Origin of the sequence: Mixta theicola (genome assembly GCF_002895925.1) — a bacterium.
Taxonomy (GTDB): Bacteria; Pseudomonadota; Gammaproteobacteria; order Enterobacterales; family Enterobacteriaceae; genus Mixta; species Mixta theicola.
This window is the reverse complement of record NZ_NWUO01000048.1, coordinates 1-940: the sequence shown is the minus strand read 5'-3', so window position 1 is coordinate 940 and position 940 is coordinate 1. Positions and strand designations below refer to the sequence as shown.

At 50.4% G+C, this 940-nt stretch carries 2 protein-coding genes; both read right to left on the bottom strand.

The features are described from left to right. Positions 1 to 198: 198 nt before the first annotated feature. Positions 199 to 510 (bottom strand): contact-dependent growth inhibition system immunity protein, encoded by a 312-nt coding sequence (locus tag COO59_RS20510; RefSeq protein ID WP_133158631.1) that lies wholly within the window; start codon positions 508 to 510, stop codon positions 199 to 201. Then, positions 507 to 940 (bottom strand): RNase A-like domain-containing protein (locus COO59_RS21010; RefSeq protein WP_338066125.1); only part of this gene is annotated, 434 nt, incomplete at its 5' end. The genes COO59_RS21010 and COO59_RS20510, both read right to left, overlap by 4 nt.

Sequence of the window (940 nt, the reverse complement as noted above, 5' to 3'; positions counted from 1 at the left end):
AACGGGTTACCCGCTCCTGCATGTCATGCCCCTAAATTGGTTTTTGCAGCCTGCGCACCGGTTGCCAGCAACGAACTGCCGGTACCCGAACGCCCGATCTGCCTGTCACCGCTCCTGACAAAACGCGCGCGAGGATAAACCGTAACGCACGCACAAAAAAGCCTGCTTGCGCAGGCTCATAAATTTTTTACCATCAGTCTATTGCAGCGCCGCCAGCACCCGTTGCAGGAAGCTGCGCCACGTTTCTCCCCATAGTTTGGGGTAAAACTGATTTTCAGCCAGCAGCACCATAATGCTGGTCAGCTCGCTGTCATTTTCCTTTAACACCTCCGTAATTTGATTTCTCAGGCGACTTACAACATCTGCATCGTGATAGTCATACTTATAGCTATGCACGATCTCTTCTATCGTTTCACCAAATATGTCGAAATCCTGCCCAAAAAAAACGAGAATCATAGTGCGCAGAGATGAGTATTTGCGGCATAACCGCCATCTTTGTAATCGGTTCATAAAAGCTCAGGGTATGCTGATACAATATAATAGGGTTTGCCCCGGTATTCTTTGCAGACTAACACGATGCGAACATGGTTAACGGGCCATTTAATTTTGCTGCCCTGCCTGAATCCATAGCCTATTTTTGTGCCAGCATACCAGGTTATTGCCAGTGCCTCTTTACTGCGCGCAGTATTCGCCCAGCGGATAATTTCAAGACGTTTAGCCCGCAGCCCGGCGCTGATAAACCTTTCAGCCTGTTCCAGGCTATAGAATGATGTTGCAGCCGGCAGGCCCGGACTTTGTGCCAGGCGCGCCAGCAGTTTTTCATCAGTAATCGCAACGTGCTTTTTGATGGTGTGCCCGCCAATTTTCTTTACGCCTTCATGTTCCGCCAGCTTCAGCGTGCCCGCCCGAACATATTTTATCCGCGGCACGCCCCACGCCA